General features: G+C 71.2%; 12 protein-coding genes. 5 read left to right on the forward strand and 7 right to left on the reverse strand.

Going from position 1 to position 14,522, the window contains the following annotated elements; genetic code table 11:
• Positions 1-36: 36 nt before the first annotated feature.
• The gene (locus E2651_RS32010; RefSeq protein WP_135334757.1) at positions 37-1,662 is read right to left on the reverse strand and encodes an MFS transporter; all 1,626 of its coding nucleotides are present in this window, start codon (positions 1,660-1,662) and stop codon (positions 37-39) included.
• A gap of 229 nt (positions 1,663-1,891) precedes the next feature.
• Here E2651_RS32010 and E2651_RS32015 point away from each other — a divergent pair, with 229 nt between their 5' ends.
• Complete coding sequence (locus tag E2651_RS32015; protein WP_135334758.1) at positions 1,892-3,043, forward strand: glycosyltransferase family 39 protein; 1,152 nt, start codon at positions 1,892-1,894, stop codon at positions 3,041-3,043.
• Between the two features lie 238 nt (positions 3,044-3,281).
• Complete coding sequence (locus E2651_RS32020) at positions 3,282-4,289, forward strand: phosphatase PAP2 family protein (RefSeq protein ID WP_135334759.1); 1,008 nt, start codon at positions 3,282-3,284, stop codon at positions 4,287-4,289.
• A gap of 110 nt (positions 4,290-4,399) precedes the next feature.
• Here E2651_RS32020 and E2651_RS32025 read toward each other — a convergent pair whose 3' ends face one another.
• A complete protein-coding gene (locus E2651_RS32025) occupies positions 4,400-4,615 on the reverse strand; it encodes an I78 family peptidase inhibitor (protein WP_135334760.1) in 216 nt (71 codons plus the stop codon).
• 415 nt (positions 4,616-5,030) lie between these two features.
• On the opposite strand from E2651_RS32025, the gene ctaD reads away from it, so the two are divergent.
• The gene (gene ctaD / locus E2651_RS32030; RefSeq protein ID WP_135334761.1) at positions 5,031-6,752 is read left to right on the forward strand and encodes a cytochrome c oxidase subunit I; all 1,722 of its coding nucleotides are present in this window, start codon (positions 5,031-5,033) and stop codon (positions 6,750-6,752) included.
• Here the strand turns inward: ctaD and E2651_RS32035 are convergent.
• The 5 genes from E2651_RS32035 to E2651_RS32055 form a co-directional block, all read right to left on the reverse strand.
• A complete protein-coding gene (locus E2651_RS32035) occupies positions 6,667-7,671 on the reverse strand; it encodes a YafY family protein (protein ID WP_135334762.1) in 1,005 nt (334 codons plus the stop codon). The two genes, ctaD and E2651_RS32035, sit on opposite strands and share 86 nt — an antisense overlap.
• A 68-nt stretch (positions 7,672-7,739) precedes the next feature.
• Complete coding sequence (locus E2651_RS32040; protein WP_245239363.1) at positions 7,740-8,615, reverse strand: FixH family protein; 876 nt, start codon at positions 8,613-8,615, stop codon at positions 7,740-7,742.
• The gene (locus tag E2651_RS32045) at positions 8,612-9,877 is read right to left on the reverse strand and encodes a glycosyltransferase family 4 protein (protein ID WP_135334763.1); all 1,266 of its coding nucleotides are present in this window, start codon (positions 9,875-9,877) and stop codon (positions 8,612-8,614) included. Before E2651_RS32045 ends, E2651_RS32040 begins: the two co-directional genes overlap by 4 nt.
• A 163-nt stretch (positions 9,878-10,040) precedes the next feature.
• The gene (locus tag E2651_RS32050) at positions 10,041-11,327 is read right to left on the reverse strand and encodes an ABC transporter substrate-binding protein (RefSeq protein WP_135334764.1); all 1,287 of its coding nucleotides are present in this window, start codon (positions 11,325-11,327) and stop codon (positions 10,041-10,043) included.
• The gene (locus E2651_RS32055) at positions 11,302-11,805 is read right to left on the reverse strand and encodes a hypothetical protein (protein ID WP_135334765.1); all 504 of its coding nucleotides are present in this window, start codon (positions 11,803-11,805) and stop codon (positions 11,302-11,304) included. The genes E2651_RS32050 and E2651_RS32055 overlap by 26 nt, the downstream gene beginning before the upstream one ends.
• A gap of 199 nt (positions 11,806-12,004) precedes the next feature.
• Here E2651_RS32055 and E2651_RS32060 point away from each other — a divergent pair, with 199 nt between their 5' ends.
• Positions 12,005-12,514 (forward strand): hypothetical protein, encoded by a 510-nt coding sequence (locus E2651_RS32060; RefSeq protein WP_135334766.1) that lies wholly within the window; start codon positions 12,005-12,007, stop codon positions 12,512-12,514.
• 4 nt (positions 12,515-12,518) lie between these two features.
• Positions 12,519-14,522 (forward strand): ABC transporter permease (locus tag E2651_RS32065; protein ID WP_135334767.1); only part of this gene is annotated, 2,004 nt, incomplete at its 3' end.

A 14,522-nucleotide genomic window follows, 5' to 3' on the forward strand; every position in this document is an offset into this window, starting at 1 on the left:
GGTGGGGAAGCCTCCGGCCGAAGGCCGGACATCACGTCAGCGGACGGACTCCGCAGCTACCCCCGCCGCATCCCGGGGTGCCGGTATCCCCTGCTCAGGCAGCTCCGCAGGAGCCCCGCACTCCATGGTCCGCGGAAGCCGCAGCGCCATCAGCGCACCGAGCAGCAGCAGCCCCGCGCTGACCAGCAAGGTCACATGCAGCCCGTGCACGAAGGACTGGCGCGCGGCGCTGCGCAGCGCGGTGCCCGCGTTGCCGCCGATCCGCGACGCGACCTCGTAGGCCTCGCCGAGCGAGTGCCCCGCGGCGCCGCTCTCCTTGGCGGGGACGCCGGGCACGGAGGAGAGACCCGGCGCGTACGCCGCGTTCATGACGCTGCCGAGCAGCGCGATGCCGATGCCCGCACCCAGCTGGTACGAGGTCTCGCCGATGGCGGCGGCGCCGCCCGCCTGCGACTGGGGCGCCTCGCTGAGCATCGACTCGTACGAGCCGAACAGGGTGGTCTGCAGGCCGAGGCCGAGCAGCACGAAGCTGGTCAGGAGCAGCGGGTCGTTGGGCTTGTCGCCCATGCCGGTGAGCACCACCACGGCCACCGCGGTCAGGGTGAAGCCGGAGGCGACCATCGTGCGCGGGCCGAAGCGGTGAAGGAGTTTCGATCCGGCGAGGCCGGCGGCCATCGCGGCGACGGTGAGCGGCACGAGCCGCAGGCCGGTCTGGAGCGGGGAGAGTCCGAGCACCAGCTGCAGATACTGCGCGGCGACCAGCTCGAGGCCGACCAGGGCGAGCATCGCGAGGACGATGCAGCCGAGCGAGGTGGAGAACGCGGGCCGGGCGAACATCGACAGGTCGATGAGCGGGTGCTCGCGCCGCCGCTGCCTGCGGACGAAGCCCACCAGGAGGGCGGCGCCCACGGCGAAGGAGAGGAGGGTCGTCATGCCGAACGGCGACTCGCCGCCGCCCGCGCGCTTCACCGCGAAGACGAGACCGAAGAGGCCGCCCGCAGCCATCAGCGCGCCGACGACGTCCCACGGTCCGTTGCGGTCGCCCGTCGACTCGGGGAGCAGCCAGCGCCCGATGGGCAGGCTGACCAGCATCAGCGGGATGTTTATGAGGAAGACCGAGCCCCACCAGAAGTGCTCGAGCAGGAAGCCGCCGAGCAGGGGGCCGCCGGCGGCGCCGATGCCGGCCACCGCGCTCCACACGCCGATGGCGACGGCGCGCTCGCGCCGGTCGGGGAAGACCTGCCGGAGGATCGAGAGGGTCGCGGGCATGATCATCGCGCCGCCGACGCCGAGCAGGGCGCGCGCCGCGATCAGGACCTGGGCGTTGTCCGCCGTGGCCGCCACGGCGGAGGCCACGCCGAAGAGCGCGTATCCGAGCAGCAGCACCCGGCGGCGGCCCACGCGGTCACCGAGGGTGCCGAAGAGGATGAGCAGCGAGGCGCAGACCAGCGGATAGACGTCGACGATCCACAGCAGCTCGATGCCGCCGGGCTTCAGGTCCTCCGTGACGGCGGGCACCGCGACGTGCAGCACCGTGGCGTCGACGGCGACGAGCAGCAGGCTGACGCAGAGGACGACGAGAACCAGCCAGCGGTTGGCGCCGTCCTGAGATCTGGGCAGCCGACGGCCAGAAGGAGCAGTGGCCGTGGTCGTCCCCGACATGTGCGATACCTCCCAGTGATCCCTCGCATCGGCGGCCCGCGGGACGTGATCTCCCAGCTGGCGGCGGCGAAAGGCGAGTGAGCCGTCAGAGTACGCGAGTTCACGGCTGTGTCGCGTGGCGGACCTCTCATGGTTGTGCGGAGACCGTGTGGCATACGCCACGCCGCCCACGCATGGACCACGCACCCGGGCCGTCGCGCGGTTCCTGCGGGCGCCGATAATCGAGCCCGTGACCGACCTCGATCAACGCCTGCCCGCGCCCGCGTACGGCGCCCGTGCGAGGACCGCGCTGCGCCGTGCCGCGCCCGCGCTCCTCGCCTACGTCGGGGTGCGCGCCCTGGGCGTGGCGGTCCTCGCGGTGTGGAGCGCGGCGGCGGGCAAGAGTCCGCACACGCTGCTCACCGCCCGCTGGGACTCGCTCTGGTACACCCGCGTCGCCGAGTTCGGCTACGGCTGGGAGGTGAAGCTGCCGGACGGCAGCGTCCACTCCAACCTGGCGTTCTTCCCGCTGCTTCCCTGGCTGGAGCGTCTTGTCTCGGCGGTCAGCCCCTTGTCGTACGCCGATGCGGGCCTGGCGGTGAGCTGGCTCGCGTCGCTCTGCGCGGCCGGCGGGATCTTCGCGGTCGCCGGTCATCTCTACGGGCGCCGGGCCGGGATCTGCGCGGTCGTGCTGTGGGCGGTGCTGCCGGTCGGCATCGTGCAGTCGATGGCGTACAGCGAGTCCCTGTTCACCGCGCTCGCGGCCTGGTCGCTGTACGCGGTGCTCACGGGCCGCTGGGTGTGGGCGGGCGTCCTTGCCTCCTTCGCGGGTCTTACCCGCCCGGTGGGCGCCGCGGTGGTCGCCGCGATCTGGGTGACGGCCGCGGTCCGCGTCCACCGGGAGCTGCGGGCCGACGCGCGGATGATCCTCGGGGTGGTCCTCGCCCCGCTCGGCGCGGCGGGATATGTGCTCTGGGTCGGCCACCGCACCGGCGACGGCCTCTTCGGCTATCTGGACGTCCAGGCCGGGTGGGGCAACGGCTTCGACTTCGGTTACGCCTTCGCCCGCTTCATCGGCGACAAGTTCACCGGCTTCCCGGCCGCCCTGGCCGGCGTCGGCCTGATCATCGGGGTCGCCCTGCTGATCTGGCTGTACGTCATCGGCGTACGCCAGAAGCAGCCACTTCCACTTCTCCTCTATACGGGCGTCGTCGTCGCGCTCGCCCTGTGCGCGGCGGGCTCGAAGCCGCGCCTCCTGCTGCCGGCGTTCCCGCTGCTCCTGCCGGCCGCCGTCGCCCTCGCCCGGCTGCGTACATCCAGGTCGGCGCTGGTTCTCGGGGGTGTGGCCGTGGCGAGCGCGGTGTACGGGGCGTTCTGGCTCAACGGCTCGGGACCTCCATGATCATCAACCGGCCTCTCCGGTGATCGAGGGGAAAATTCCGGACCAGGTCCCGGTGAACGAATAAATAAGCGCCATAAAACTGCCGCGATAATGATCAGAGAATTGGGTAAGGAGATCGTCGCGGAATAGGGAATCTCAGGGAATAAGTCCCCGTCTGAGATCAATGCCACATCACATCGTCATCACAAAGCCACTGATTCGGCCTAGTTACGCACTCACTCGCTGTAACGTCGATTGGGTGCGTACCGAACGAAACCTCACCCGTCTGGATCGGGTCTTCGCCCGGCTAGACCGTGAGCCGGAACGACCGGCCGGCCTCGATGTGCCGAGGATGAGCAGGCACAGGATCGTGCTCTTCAGCGCGACCCTGGCCTTCTACCTCGCCATCGTGGTCGCCGTGCTGACCACTTCATGGCTGGTGCGGTTCGACTGGCAGGTCATGTTCTTCCGGCCCTATCAGCAGTGGCCCGAGATCCACGCGTTCCTCGACTACTGGGTGGTCCTCGGCCAGCGCGGCCCGACCGCCGTGATGGTCGCGGCCTGGCTGGGCTGGCGCTCCTGGCGGCAGCACACCATCCGCCCGCTCCTGATGTTCGGCGCCTCCTTGCTGCTGCTCAACGTCACCGTCGGCGCGGCCAAGATCGGCATGGGCCGCCTCGGCCCGCACTACGCCACCACGATCGGTGCCCACGAGATGGGCCTCGGCGGCGATATATTCCCCAGCGGCCACACCGCCAACGCCGTCGTGACCTGGGGAATCCTGGCCTACCTTGCCTCCACCCCGGTCACCCGCCGCTATCTGTCGGCGCTCTCCGCCGTGGTCTCCCTCAGCGTGGGTCTGACCACCGTCTACCTCGGTACGCACTGGCTGAGCGATGTCCTGCTCGGCTGGGCCGCCGGTCTGCTGATCCTGCTCGCCCTGCCCTGGGTCGAGCCGCTGATCGCCCGGATCGAGGGCTGGATCTTCAGCCTGCAGGAGAGCTGGCGCGAGCGTCGCATCGGCGCCGCGGCCCCGGCCGCCCCACTGCCCGCACCCGTGCCGCGCCCCGGTGCGCCGGTCGACGAGCCGCCGGTCCTCGAGCCGGTCGGCGCGGCACGCCCCGCCCGCGCCCCGGCCTACCTCGCGCCGGGCCCGCACACACCGCGCTCCGAGCGCAGCCCGGTCACCCCGGCGGGCAGCCGCCGCCCGCCGCACTCCGAGCGGGGCTCGCGCAACACGCCGGCCCGGCCGGTGGCGGGCGGCTGACCCACGAGCAGCGGGGACGGTACGCACAGCCACACCCCCGCACGGCGAAGGCCCCGGTTCCCTCACAGGAACCGGGGCCTTCGCCGTGCGCACGATCGGCCGGAAGGAGCTCAGCCCTTCCAGCAGCGGATCACGACGCCTTCCTTGACCTCGAAGTTGAGCCGCCCCGCGAGGTACTCCATGGTGATGATCGCGCCCGGCGGCAGCGCCCTGACGGTGGACCAGCCACGCTCGCGGGCCTGCCGCTCGGCGCCGTCGGCGGCGAGGCCGACGTAGGCGTCCGGGGTGTCCTGGGGTTCGACGGGAGGGGTCGGGATAGGTGCCATGGCCGCCACGTTAGGCGGCGCGGCCCCGCCGGGGAAGCCGGTAGCCGAACACCATGCGTCACCCATCCCGCCCCTGTCACGCTTTTGTCACAGCATCACGACGCCCGTTTCACCCTAAGTCCGTCACACGTACGGGCGGTTCCGAAGGCGCCCGGAAGTGATTCATGGATTTCTCACGGGCTCCCCGGGACACTTCCGATACGCCTTGAATGGGGTGGCCAAAACGTCGGCGAGTTGCCTTTACACACCCTCCGCATTTCCGAATCCTGGGCGCTCGGCAGGATGTGACACCACATAGGGAATTCAGGGTTCCGGCACAGCGGGCCGGTACGCCCTCTGTCGGAGTCGGGTGTGACGCGAGCATCATGGCGGGTGCTTCGGTCAGGCCCAGGGCGCGACGGCGAAGGGGCAGGCGATGGGGACTGAGACCGCACAAGCGGCGGCACAACCCGTCCGGGAGCGGCGGGGCCGGGTTGTCGTGGACTGGCTGACCACCACCGACCACAAGAAGATCGGCCACCTGTACCTGATCACGTCGTTCGTGTTCTTCCTGGCCGCGGGCCTGATGGCGCTGATGATGCGGGCCGAGCTCGCCCGCCCGGGCATGCAGCTGATGTCGAACAACGAGTTCAACCAGATGTTCACCCTGCACGGCACGATCATGCTGCTGCTCTTCGCGACCCCCACCTTCGCGGGCTTCGCCAACGAGATCATGCCGCTCCAGATCGGCGCGCCCGACGTCGCCTTCCCGCGCCTGAACATGCTCTCGTACTGGCTGTTCCTCTTCGGCGGCCTGATGGTGCTCGGCTCGCTGCTCGTGCCGAGCGGGCCCGCCGCCTTCGGCTGGTTCGCCTACGCCCCGCTCAACAGCCTGGAGCGGTCGCCGGGCATCGGCGCCGACCTGTGGATCATGGGGCTCGCGCTCTCCGGGTTCGGCACGATCCTCGGCTCGGTGAACTTCCTGACGACCATCATCGGGATGCGGGCGCCCGGCATGACGATGTTCCGGATGCCCATCTTCACCTGGAATGTGCTGTTCACGACGATCCTGGTGCTCATCGCGTTCCCCGTGCTCGCGGCCGCGCTGCTCGTCCTGGAGGCGGACCGGCGCTTCCACTCCATGGTGTTCGCACCGGAGAACGGCGGTGCGCTGCTGTGGCAGCACCTCTTCTGGTTCTTCGGGCATCCCGAGGTCTACATCATCGCGCTGCCGTTCTTCGGCATCATCAGCGAGATCATCCCGGTGTTCAGCAGGAAGCCGATCTTCGGCTATATGACGCTGGTCGCCGCGACGATGGCCATCACCGGCCTCTCGGTCGTCGTGTGGGCGCACCACATGTTCGCGACGGGCGCGGTCCTGCTGCCCTTCTTCTCCTTCATGTCCTTCCTGATCGCGGTGCCCACCGGGGTGAAGTTCTTCAACTGGACGGGGACGATGCTCAAGGGCTCGCTGTCCTTCGAGACGCCGATGCTGTGGGCGGTCGGCTTCCTGGTGAGCTTCCTCTTCGGCGGTCTGACGGGCGTCATCCTGGCCTCGCCGCCCCTGGACTTCCACGTCACCGACTCGTACTTCGTGGTGGCGCACTTCCACTACGTCGTCTTCGGCACCGTCGTCTTCGCGACCTTCGGCGGCTTCTACTTCTGGTGGCCCAAGCTCACCGGCAAGATGCTGGACGAGCGGCTCGGCAAGATCCACTTCTGGACGCTCTTCGTCGGCTTCCACACGACGTTCCTGGTGCAGCACTGGCTGGGCGCGGAGGGCATGCCGCGCCGGTACGCGGACTACCTGGCGGCGGACGGCTTCACCGCGCTCAACACCATCTCGTCGATCGGGGCGTTCCTGCTCGGCATGTCCACGCTGCCGTTCCTCTACAACATCTGGAAGACCGCCAAGTACGGCACGAAGGTCGAGGTCGACGACCCCTGGGGCTACGGCCGCTCCCTGGAGTGGGCGACCTCCTGTCCGGCGCCACGCCACAACTTCGTCACGCTGCCCCGGATCCGCTCGGAGTCCCCGGCGTTCGATCTGCACCACCCCGGGTACGCGGCGCTCACGGCGCCGGACGCGCGGACCCCGGCTCCGCGGACCGGACCCCCCGCTCCAGAGCCCGGCTCAGCAGGTCCCGCGCCGAGCTGATCCGGCCGGTGAGGTCCGCCGGCTCGACGACCTCGAACTCGAAGCCCATCAGCAGCACATGGATCACCATGACGTCCAGGCTCAAGGCTCCCGTGCGCAGCAGGCAGCTCCGCTCGGTCTCGGCCTCCAGCGTGCCGTCCGACGGGGTGATCCGCCCGGCCGCCGTCTCCAGGGGCACGAGCAGCCGGATCACCGCCTGTGCGGCGTACGCGCGGGTGGAGACGCCCTTGGAGACGTACGCGGCGAGGTCGTCGGCGGGCGGGGTGCGCGGGGTGAATCGCGGGCCGTGCGGCGCTCTGGGCTCGATGCGGTCGGCGCGGAACGTACGCCAGTCGTCGCGGTCCACGTCCCAGGCGACCAGATACCAGCGGCGCTCGGTGCACACGAGGCGGTGCGGTTCGACGGTGCGGCGGCTCGAACTGCCGCCGTGGTCGCGGTAGTCGAAGCGAAGCCGCTCCGAGTCCCGGCAGACGCCCGCGAGTTCGGTCAGGACCGCGGGGTCGACGGCCTGCTGCCGCGGGGTCCTGAGCATCGGCACGGTGAAGGAGTTCAGGGCGCCGACCCGGCGGCGCAGCCTGCCCGGCAGCACCTGTTCCAGCTTGCTCAGGGCGCGTACGGAGCTCTCACCGATGCCCTCGACGCCCTGCCCCGCCGCGGTGCGCAGGCCCACCGCCACCGCGACCGCCTCGTCGTCGTCCAGGAGCAGCGGCGGCAGTTGGGCGCCCGCGCCCAGTTGGTAGCCGCCGCCCGTGCCGGGGCTCGCGTTGACGGGGTAGCCGAGCTCGCGCAGCCGGTCCACGTCACGGCGGACGGTGCGCGGGGTGACGCCGAGCCGGTCGGCCAGGTCCGCCCCCGACCAGTCGCGGTGGGCCTGCAGCAGCGAGAGCAGGCGGAGCAGTCGTGCGGAGGTCTCCAACATGGGGGTGATTGTGCCCGGCGTCGCGGACAGGTGCTGTCCGCGAAGAGATCAGAAGAGGCCAGAAGCGCTCAGTCCCCGATCACGCTCGCCTCGCGGATCCGCACCGAAAGGTCGTTGTCGTTCGTGTAGTACGGGCCCGCCTCCAGCGGCCCGTGCGCCGCCGTCTCGATCCGCACCGCCGGGTACGTGAAGATCGGCTTCTTGTCCGGTACGTCGTCCAGGAGCCGGGCCAGGCGGATCCGGGGCCCGCTCTCGCCCGCCGGGCGCAGCCAGAGGTCCCAGGGGCCCGAGCCGCTCTCGGCAAGCACGTCGCAGCGCAGCCCGAAGGTGAACAGCTGCCCGCCGACGGTCGGTTCGGCGCGCTCGACGCGCTCGGGCTCGGCCCTGCGGGACGCCTCGGCGTACGCGGCGCCCGTCACCGCGGTGCCGTACACCCGCCCCCGCACGGTCACTTCGGCGCCGGCGATCTCGATCTCGCCGATCTCCGCGTGCAGGGCGCGCAGCCAGCTGCGTACGGAGAGGTTGCCCTGCTTGGTGGCGTACGGGATGCGTACGGCGATGTGGCCGCGGGCGCCGCTCGGCGCGCGGTCGACCAGCGAGCGCAGGTCGTTGACGCCGGGCGCGAGGCGGCGCGGTGCGGCGCCCTCGACCTGTGCGTAGGCGTTCCAGCGGCCCTCGGCCAGCTCGACGCTGCTGGGCAGCGCGGCCCGCAGCCTGCCGTCGGCGGCCGGGGACAGCGGAAGGCGCACGTCCTCGTCGGGGGACGCGGCCTCGCGGCGGCGCAGCAGCAGATGGGCCACGCCCGCGCCGCCCGGGTCGGTGACGTCGAAGGTCAGACCGCCCGCCGAGTCGGCTATGCAGTCGGCGCGCGGTGCCGCGGCCACGTCCTGCCCGCTCCCGGCGTCGCAGGGCGTCGAGGCGTCCGAGGTGGCCAAGGCCGTCATGCGGTGGATCCCTTCGTCTGTATGCCGTGTCCGATGTCCCGCACGGCGTAAGCGCCGCCGAGCAGCGCGCCGCGGGTGCGGTGCAGCGATCCGCGCAGCCGGCCGCCGAACGAGCCGCCGCGGGCGAGCATCCCGCTGAACATCGCGTCGTAGCGCTCGGCTATGCGGGCCGGGTCGAAGCGCTCGGAGTCCTGGAGCGCCGCGCCCGCCATCCGCCGCCGCAGCGAGTCGTTGTTGATCAGCTCGAGCAGTCCGCCCGCGATGGCGTCGGTGTTGCCGACCTCGACGAGGCGTCCGTCGACACCGTTGTCGATGATTTCGCCGGGCCCGTGCGGACAGTCGGTGGCGACGACGGGCAGGCCGCAGCGCATCGCCTCCACGATCGTCATGCCGAAGGACTCCAGGCTGGAGGTGACGGCCGCGATGGAGCCCTTGGCCCACTCGGGCTCGATGGGGTGGGCGGGGCCCATCAGGAACACGTGGTTGTAGAGGCCGAGTTCATCGATCAGGGCGCGCAGCTTCTCCTTCTGCTTGCCGCCGCCGTAGATCCGAAGCCGCCAGTCGGGGCGCTCGCGCCGCACCTTGTCGAAGGCCCTGATCAGCAGGTCGTACCGCTTGACGGGGGCGAGCCGCCCGGCCGCGACGACCCACTTGTGGGAGCCGTCGGCGGGCTCGATGCCGGGCGCGGGCACGGGGTTGGGCACGGCCTGGACATGGACGCCGGGCAGCCGCATCTTGCGGCGGTAGGCGCGGGCGTCGGCCTCGGTCGTCGTGGTCAGGACGTCGAGGCGGGGGTAGACGCTGCGCAGCCGGCGGCGCAGCTCCTTGGAGTGGCTGTCGAGCGTGAGGTGCTCCTGGCCGACGCGCAGCGGTCCGCGCGCGGTCTCACGCGCGACGTGCACATTGAGTCCGGGCCGCGTCCCGACCACCACATCGGCGCTCACCGAGGCCAGATGCTCGGCGATGCGCCGGTCGGTGAGGGCGCTGTACTGGTCGTAACGCCCTTCCGCGGCCGGGAACGTACGGGCGGGCAACAGGGCGTCGGGGTCCTGCCCTTCGAAGCCGGGGCTCTCCTTGCGCATGTCCACGAGGTGGCTGAGTCCCACGCGCGGATCCGGGGTGAAGACGGGTTCGTCCCGGTGCCGGAAGACGGAGATGATCTCGACGTCGTGCTGCTCGGCGAGCGTGTTCGCCAAGTTGTACGTCGTCCGGATCGTCCCGCCGATTCCGTACGCGTTGTGAATAAGGAAAGAGATGTGCATGCGTCCCCGTATCCCACGCTTCCCCGCGGATCATCCGTCTCGTCCGCCTACCGCAGGGTTAGACGGGGATTCCCGCCAGAGGGTTGGGTTTCATCATCATCTTGTTCCCCAACAGTTGCCCCATCGATAGTCGCCTTCGGGAACTTCTTGGCGGGCGCACGCATCATGGCTGGTAGGAGAGCTGGGGCACCTCGAAGCAGTTGTGGTTCATCTCGCCTTGTGTGACCCAGCCCTCACTGTCCTTCCAGCGGGCCACGGACACACACGTCGTGCGGGTCTTCGGCGGTTCGGCCCGCTGCTCGTAGGTCACCGGGAGCAGCAGCCCGCGCGCGGTGTACGGCTCACCGCGGTTCATGAAGCGGTCGACGCACGCGCGCGTGACGTCTCCTCGGCAGGACTTCGCCGCGTCCGTGAACCACATGGCGGCGGCCCACCCCTCGAGGTGCCACTGGGAGAGCGCCTTCCCCTTCAGGGCGGCACGGAACGCGCGTACTTCCGGCTGGTCCTCGTCCTCGTAGTTGCGGCTCGCTCCGGTGGCCCACAGGGCGTTGCGGCAGCGGGGTGCGTCCTTGTAGTCGTCGGCCACGGAAGACGTCCAGTTCTGCACGTTGGTCACCTTGGCGGTGACCTTCGCGCCGACCTCGTCCATCGCCTCGCACAGCTGGGCGTTGCCGTGCGTGTCCATCGCGTCGAAGACCAGGTCGGCGCCCTGCTCCTTCAGGTCGGCCGCCGCCGCGCGGAAGTTGGGCAGCGCGAAGTCGACCTGCTCGGTGACCACCTTGTAGCCCTCGGCCTTCAGGCCGCGCTCGACGAGCCGGGCGTAGGCGGCCGACGCGGACTGGTTGTAGGAGACGACGGCGGCGGTCCGTGCCCCCTGCTCCCGCTTGAAGTAGCGGTAGACCTCCGTGCCGCCGTACAGCTTTCCGTCCCAGCCGGGCTTCCCGTCCCGTGGCGCGAGGCTGCCGTAGATCCCGTACAGATGCGGATACGTGTCGTACGCGGACCCGATCGGCTGTCCCCCGATGTCGGGCACGCGCGCGTGGGAGACGCGAGCCGCCCCGGCGTACTCCATCGACGTGGTGGCGACCAGGGCGACGACCTTCTCCTCGTCGACCAGCTTGTGCACGCACTCGTTGTTGCCGACGCCGCTGCCGCCGTCGTCGCAGGTGTGCACCTCGACCTTGCGCCCGTCGATGCCGCCGCGCGCGTTCAGCCGCTCGAAGTACGCCTTCGCGCCGTCCCTCGGCCCGGTGAACGCCGAGCCGCCGACCGGGCTCGTGGCGCTGGTGATGATGCCGACCGGGATCGGCGCACCCCCCGCCCCCGAGGGGACGGGGGCCGTGGCGCGGTCATCGAAGTCACTCTCGGGCAGCCTGCTGCCGCACCCGGCCACCACGACGAGCAGCGCGGACAGGGCGAGGACCTCAACAGCCCGGACCGGGCGACGCATTGCCGCTCAGCTTCACCAGTGCGCAGAGGGTCTTGACGGACACCTTCCAGGTGTCGTCCTGGTTGACCGAGGTTCCCGCGGCGTCGGGCAGCGCGGTGGCGCCCTTCAACGTCAGCGCGTACGTCACGTCCGCCTCGGTCGCCGAGGTGAACTCGACCTTGCTCACATCGGCACTGACCTGCTTGCCGCGCTCGTCACCACTGAAGCTCTCCAGGACGGCGCGCATCTTCGTGCCGTTCTCGAGCAGGGCCTCCTTGTCCTTCAGGGAGGTGGCGGGGTCGAAGAACTTCTCCCAGTTCTCCTTGACCTGCTTCTCGGCCGCCGCGGGATCCGCGGGCGCGGTCGCGTCGTCCGAAGGGGCTTGTTGCGTCGACTTCTCGGCGGACGGTTTCGGCGGGGTGCTCTCGCCGCCCCCGCCGCTGTCGTCGCCGCATGCCACGGCGGCCGGAACGATCAGCAGGACCGCGGCAGCCGCCAAAGCCGCGCTCCGCACCCTTCCCCGCTCGCGATCGATCCCCCGCCTGGGGCTGGTCCAGAGAACCATCTGGCTCACCACCGGGTGTCGGTCCGAGCCATCAGGGCCCGGTTCTTTCAGGGTCAGCTTCCAGAAGGCATAGTGCAAGCCATCGACTGACATGGACAGCCCATCGACGTACCGACCTGTCCCAGGGGGCCAAATGCGGGCGGCTCAACCGGTTCGGACAGCTTCTGCGGCTCGGCTCCGCGCCGTGCGCCCTGTCCTCTGGGCGTCGTTCGCCGCCCTCGCCGCCGGCGCCGTGCTCAGCGTGATCGGCTGGTACGGCATGTCGGGTGAACGCTTCGCCGAGCGGCAGCTGCCGTATCTGGCGTCCTGCACGGTGCCGGGCGCGGCGCTGATCATCGCCGGGGCGGTGCTCTTCGTCCACGGCAGGAGCGCGCTGGCCACGGCCCGCGTGGAGGAGCTGTACGGCCTGCTCGTGTCGGCGGGAACACCGCCCACGGCCGGCGAACCGGCAGCCCCCGTGGCGACCAGCGGCGACCTCCGGATGATCCCCGGCGGCACGCTCTGGCACCGGGCCGACTGCCCCCTGGTCGCGGGCAAGCCGGAGGCGGTCCCGGCCGACGCCCGCATCCTGGCCACCGGCGACCTGGACCCCTGCCCCATCTGCGAACCACAGGCCCCCGCCGCCCCGTCCCCGGAGCACTGACCCGGTGGCGTCCCTGAGCTACGACCTGACCCTGGCCGGGCTCGCGGTCGGCAGCGCGGCCGCCCTCACCGGCATCGGCCTGATCGTCACGTACCGCGCGACGGGCGTGCTCAACTTCGCGCACGGGGCGATCGCGATGGTCTGCGCGTACGTCCTGCGCGAGCTGACGGTCGAGTGGAACTGGCCGCTCTGGCTGGCGACAACGGTCACCCTCCTCCTCATCGCCCCGGCCATCGGCCTCGTCCTGGAGCGAGCGGTCTTCCGCCCCCTTTCGGTCCTGGGCGGCGACCCGGCCCAGACCCTGGTGGCGTCCATCGGCGTCTTCGTACTCCTCGTGGGGGGCGCCGCGCTGCTCTGGGGCCCCGGAGCGAAGGCGGACGCGCCCGTGCTCGTCTCGGCGGACCCCTGGGCCCAGCTGGCGGTGACCGTCGCGCTCGCGGCGGCCGTCTGGGCGGTCACCCGCTGGACCCGCTTCGGCGGCGAGCTGCGGGCGGTGGTCGACAACCGGTCCCTTGCCGTGCTCGGGGGGATCGACGCGGACCGGGTCGCGGCGGCGGGCTGGGCGTTCGGCGCGTTCACGGCGGGCCTCACCGGAGCACTGCTCGCCCCCTTCGTACGCCTGGACCCCTACGGCATGCCGCTCCTGGTCATGGAGGTGGTGGCCGTCGCGGTGGCGGCGCGGATGCGGAGCCTGGCGATCGCGGTCGTGGTGGCCCTGGGCCTGGGCGTGGCCCAGAGCCAGCTGACCCGCCTTCATCCGTCGGGCTGGGCGGAACCCCTGCTCCAGGCTCTGGGGGCGAACCTCTTCGTGGTGGCGCTGCTCATCGCGGCCCTGGTGCTCCCCGGCATCGGCGCGCGGACCACGCTCCCCCGCACGGCGACGGCACGCGTACCGACACCGCCCGGCGCGTGGATAGTGACCGTCGTCCTCTTCCTCATCCCGCTGGGCTTCGCGGGCTCGGACCTGACGACGTCGGTCCAGGTCCCGGCCCTCGCGGTGATCCTCCTGTCCCTGGTGATCGTCACGGGCAGGGGAGGCCAGATCTCCCTCGGCCAGGCGGCGTACGCGGGTCTGGGCGCGCTGTTCACGGCTCTCCTCACGGCAGGTCGCTTCCCCGGCCTGCCGGAACTCCCCCATCTCCCCGCCCTGGCCGTGGCCGTCCTCCTCGTGGCCCCCCTCGGCCTCCTCACCGGCTGGCCCGCGATCAGCCGCCACGGCCTTGCGCTGGCCCTCGCGACGTTCGCGGTCGGCGTCGGGGTCAGCCGCTTCGTCTTCGCGCAGCCGTACGCGACGTCGGGCCTGACCCTGGACCGCCCCGCGGGCTTCGCGGGGGACCGCGCGTACTACGTACTGGAACTGCTCCTCCTCGCCGCGGCGCTGCTCTTCGCCACGACCCTTCGCCGAGGCCGCACTGGTCGCGCGCTGGCCGCGATGCGGGACCACGAGGCGGGAGCGGAGGCCTCCGGCGTCCCCGTCCGTACCCTGAAACTCACCGCCTTCGTCGCGGGGGCGGCGCTCGCCGCTCTCGGCGGCGGAATGCTGGGCATGGGCCTGCGCGCCTTCGACCCCGCGGCATACGACCCCGTACGCGGCCTCCTCTGGTTCGCGGCGGTACTGGTCCTGGGCGCGGACAGCCTCCTGGGCGCACTGGCCGCGGCGGCGCTTCTGGTGGGCCTGGACGCGGGCGCACGGGGCGGGGTGGCGGCAGCCCTGATCGGCATCTTGGCGGTACTGATCGGCCGCTTCCCCGGGGGGCCGTACGAGGCTCTGCGCTCAGCCACGTCCCACCTGACCCGGCACCCGTCCCTGAGCCCGCTGGGCGCGAGGGCCCGCGAGGCTCTGCTCGCCGCCACCTCCATCGGCACCCGGCAACCGGGGCTGTGCCCACCCTTCCCCAAGCTCTCGGCTCCGCTCGAGCGGGGGAGACCCCACTCGCCGTGCGGAACGCCTGCCCACAGCGGGGGCGGCGGCTCCTCACCCAAGGCCTCCGTCCCCGCTCCCACCCCC

Source organism: Streptomyces sp. MZ04 (assembly GCF_004684775.1).
In the GTDB taxonomy this organism is placed as follows: Bacteria; Actinomycetota; Actinomycetes; order Streptomycetales; family Streptomycetaceae; genus Streptomyces.

What these genes read in the sequence shown, in the direction of transcription:
- ctaD (WP_135334761.1), top strand. Translation starts at nt 5,031, where the DNA reads ATGGGGACTGAGACCGCACAAGCGGCGGCACAACCCGTCCGGGAGCGG.
- E2651_RS32010 (WP_135334757.1), bottom strand. Translation starts at nt 1,662, where the DNA reads ATGTCGGGGACGACCACGGCCACTGCTCCTTCTGGCCGTCGGCTGCCC.
- E2651_RS32040 (WP_245239363.1), bottom strand. Translation starts at nt 8,615, where the DNA reads ATGACGGCCTTGGCCACCTCGGACGCCTCGACGCCCTGCGACGCCGGG.
- E2651_RS32035 (WP_135334762.1), bottom strand. Translation starts at nt 7,671, where the DNA reads ATGTTGGAGACCTCCGCACGACTGCTCCGCCTGCTCTCGCTGCTGCAG.
- E2651_RS32060 (WP_135334766.1), top strand. Translation starts at nt 12,005, where the DNA reads ATGCGGGCGGCTCAACCGGTTCGGACAGCTTCTGCGGCTCGGCTCCGC.
- E2651_RS32045 (WP_135334763.1), bottom strand. Translation starts at nt 9,877, where the DNA reads ATGCACATCTCTTTCCTTATTCACAACGCGTACGGAATCGGCGGGACG.
- E2651_RS32025 (WP_135334760.1), bottom strand. Translation starts at nt 4,615, where the DNA reads ATGGCACCTATCCCGACCCCTCCCGTCGAACCCCAGGACACCCCGGAC.
- E2651_RS32050 (WP_135334764.1), bottom strand. Translation starts at nt 11,327, where the DNA reads ATGCGTCGCCCGGTCCGGGCTGTTGAGGTCCTCGCCCTGTCCGCGCTG.